4 protein-coding genes are annotated in these 3,381 nt (G+C 71.7%); all 4 read left to right on the top strand.

Annotation, left to right across the window (positions count from 1 at the left end):
• Nucleotides 1-357 precede the first annotated feature (357 nt).
• The gene (gene rplU, locus AC1DV7_RS18175) at nucleotides 358-666 is read left to right on the top strand and encodes a 50S ribosomal protein L21 (RefSeq protein ID WP_477598738.1); all 309 of its coding nucleotides are present in this window, start codon (nucleotides 358-360) and stop codon (nucleotides 664-666) included.
• A 37-nt stretch (nucleotides 667-703) separates the two neighbouring features.
• Nucleotides 704-973, top strand: coding sequence for a 50S ribosomal protein L27 (gene rpmA / locus AC1DV7_RS18170; protein WP_477598737.1), 270 nt, complete (start codon nucleotides 704-706; stop codon nucleotides 971-973).
• A 156-nt stretch (nucleotides 974-1,129) separates the two neighbouring features.
• The gene (gene obgE, locus AC1DV7_RS18165; protein ID WP_477598736.1) at nucleotides 1,130-2,665 is read left to right on the top strand and encodes a GTPase ObgE; all 1,536 of its coding nucleotides are present in this window, start codon (nucleotides 1,130-1,132) and stop codon (nucleotides 2,663-2,665) included.
• 70 nt (nucleotides 2,666-2,735) lie between these two features.
• On the top strand, nucleotides 2,736-3,381 hold a 646-nt coding region (gene proB, locus AC1DV7_RS18160), incomplete at its 3' end, for a glutamate 5-kinase (protein WP_477598735.1).

Genomic DNA, 3,381 nt, shown 5'->3' with positions numbered 1-3,381 from the left:
CGGTCACGGCCGCGGCTGCCGCCCCCAAGCGCCGCAAGCGCGCCCGAGTCGTCGCGCCCGCCGGACCCCCGCGCGGGGTCGCCGACGAGGCCACCGCCGAGCACGCTCCAGAGCCGGCTGCCGAGCAGGGCTGAGCCACCCGGCATACGCCACCCACAGCCGCAGCCGCCCCGCACGAACCGTGCGGGGCGGCCGGTTTGGTCGAGGGCCCCACCACCGGGTAATCTTTGCCCTTGGTGCGCCCACCGTCCGGCGTCCGTCACCGCAGCCTCGGGTCTCCCACGGTTGCGAGCGGGTAGCTGTCGGCCGGTCCAGACAGAGAGCGCGTGCCCCCCGAAGTACGAAAGAGAGTTACCCGTGTACGCGATTGTTCGCGCAGGTGGTCGCCAGGAGAAGGTTTCCGTGGGCGACGTCCTCATCATCGACAAGGTCAGCGGCAAGGCAGGCGACAGCATCGACCTGACCCCGCTCCTCGTGGTCGACGGCTCGACCATCACCAGCGACGCCGACAAGCTCGCCAAGGTGACCGTCAAGGCCGAGGTCGTCAAGCCCGCCAAGGGCCCGAAGATCACGATCATGAAGTACAAGAACAAGACGGGCTACAAGAAGCGTCAGGGCCACCGTCAGCACCTGACCCAGGTCAAGATCACCTCGATCGACGCCTGAGTCCCGGAACCCCAGAACGTAGAAGGCAGGTACTGACATGGCACACAAGAAGGGTGCGTCCTCGACCCGTAACGGTCGCGACTCCAACGCACAGCGACTCGGCGTGAAGCGCTTCGGCGGCCAGCTCGTCAACGCGGGCGAGATCCTCGTCCGCCAGCGCGGCACGCACTTCCACCCCGGTGACGGCGTCGGTCGCGGTGGCGACGACACGCTGTTCGCGCTCGTCGCGGGCAACGTCGAGTTCGGCACCAGGCGTCGCCGCAAGGTCGTCAACATCGTCCCGCTGGAGACCACGGACGCCAGCTGACTTCGGTATGCCGGGTGGTCACCACCCGGCACGCCGCACCAGAGGGGGCGGGCCTGACACGGCCCGCCCCCTCTGTCCGTCCCCACCTAGAATCGGGGGCGGTGCCGACCCGCTCCACCCCTGCACCACCCATCGCACTGAGAATCGAGAAACCCCATGACCACGTTCGTCGACCGCGTCGTGCTGCACGTCGCCGCGGGTGACGGCGGCCACGGCGTCGCTTCGGTCAAGCGCGAGAAGTTCAAGCCCCTCGGTGGTCCCGACGGTGGCAACGGCGGGCGGGGTGGCGACATCATCGTGCGCGTCGACGCCCAGGCCACGACGCTGCTGGACTACCACCACAGCCCCCACCGCAAGGCCACCAACGGCAAGCCCGGCGCCGGTGACGAGCGCAACGGCGGTGACGGCGAGACGCTGGTCCTGCCGGTGCCCATGGGCACGGTCATCAAGGACGGCTCGGGCGAGGTGCTCGCCGACCTGGTGGCGCCGGACGCCGAGTTCGTCGCGGCCCGTGGTGGGCGTGGGGGACTGGGCAACAAGGCGCTGTCGTCGGCGCGGCGCAAGGCCCCCGGCTTCGCCCTGCTGGGCGAACCCGGCGACGTGCTCGACATCGTGCTCGAGCTCAAGTCCCTGGCCGACGTGGCGCTCATCGGCTTCCCGTCGGCTGGCAAGTCGTCGCTGGTGTCGGTGCTCTCGGCGGCCCGGCCCAAGATCGCGGACTACCCCTTCACGACCCTCGTTCCCAACCTGGGTGTCGTCCAGGCGGGCGACGAGCGGTTCACCGTGGCCGACGTCCCCGGCCTCATCCCGGGCGCGAGCCAGGGCAAGGGCCTGGGCCTGGAGTTCCTGCGCCACGTCGAGCGCTGCTCCGTGCTCGTCCACGTCATCGACTGCGCGACCCTCGAGCCCGGCCGCGACCCGATGACGGACCTCGACGTGATCGAGCACGAGCTGGCGCAGTACGTCCTCGACGACTCGCTCGGTGGCCGACCGCTGTCCGAGCGCACCCGCATCGTCGTGCTCAACAAGTCCGACGTGCCCGACGCGCAGGAGCTGGCCGACCTGGTCCGGCCCGACCTGGAGGCCCGTGGCATCGAGGTCTTCGTCGTGTCGGCCGTGGCCCACACCGGGCTGCGTGAGCTGACCTTCGCCATGGCGCGCCACGTGGCAGCTGCCCGGGCCGAGATCGAGGCCATGGCCGCCGCGACGCCGCAGCGCGTCGTCATCCGCCCCAAGGCCGTCGACGACAGTGGGTTCAAGGTCGTCCGCGAGAACACCCCCGACGGCGAGGTCTTCCGCATCGAGGGCGAGCGCCCCACCCGCTGGGTGCGCCAGACCGACTTCTCCAACGACGAGGCCGTGGGCTACCTCGCCGACCGGCTGGGGCGGGCCGGCGTCGAGGAGGCCTTGTTCAAGGCGGGCGCGGTGGCCGGGGCCACCGTCCTGATCGGCCCCAAGGACAACGCCGTGGTCTTCGACTGGGAGCCTACGCTGGTGGCCGGTGCCGAGCTGCTCGGCGCCCGCGGCACCGACCTGAGGCTCGACGACAGCACCGTCCGTCCGACGCGTGACGACAAGCGGGCCGACTACGCCGAGCGGCGCGCGGCGCGCACCGCTGCCCGTGACGAGCTCGCCACCGAGCGCAAGGCTGGCCACTGGGCCACAGCCCGGGACGAGGGCGACGACGAGTGAGCCTGCGTCCGGTCGACCGTATGAGGGTCGGGAGCCACTGCTGCGGCAGCCACCTCGCCGGGGTGCGCCCGTGAGCGCCGCCGAGCGGCGCCAGGACGTGGCGCGCGCCCGGCGCCTCGTGGTCAAGGTCGGCTCGTCGTCGCTGACGACCCCCGGTGGCGGCTCGCTCGACGAGTCGCGCCTCGTGGCCCTCGTGGACGTGCTGGCCAGGCGTCGGCTGACCGGACAGCAGGTCGTGCTCGTCTCGTCCGGGGCGATCGCGGCAGGGATCGCCCCGCTCGGCCTCGCCCGGCGACCCCACGACCTCGCGACCCAGCAGGCCGCGGCCAGCGTGGGGCAGGGAGCCCTCGTCGCGGCATACCAGCGCGCGTTCGGTGCCCATGGGCTCACCGTCGGCCAGGTCCTCCTCACGGCCGACGACGTGACCCGGCGCTCGCACTACACGAACGCCCGGCGCACCCTGGACCGGCTGCTCGAGCTCGGCATCGTGCCCATCGTCAACGAGAACGACACCGTCGCGACGCACGAGATCCGCTTCGGCGACAACGACCGGCTGGCGTCGCTCGTGGCGCACCTCGTGCACGCCGACGGGCTGGTCCTGCTCACCGACGTGGACGCCCTCTATGACGGGCCGCCCACCCGGCCCGGCAGCAAGCGCGTGCCGACGGTGCTCGGCGGCAAGGGCCTGGACGCGATCACGATCGGTGGTACGGGGT

The organism is Pedococcus sp. P2_E4, from assembly GCF_056403935.1.
Note: the sequence above shows the minus strand (reverse complement) of the source record. Positions and strands in the feature narration are given on the sequence as shown.

Bases quoted from the DNA above. Each gene is read 5' to 3' on its own strand.
- obgE (WP_477598736.1), top strand. From the start codon at position 1,130: ATGACCACGTTCGTCGACCGCGTCGTGCTGCACGTCGCCGCGGGTGAC.
- rpmA (WP_477598737.1), top strand. From the start codon at position 704: ATGGCACACAAGAAGGGTGCGTCCTCGACCCGTAACGGTCGCGACTCC.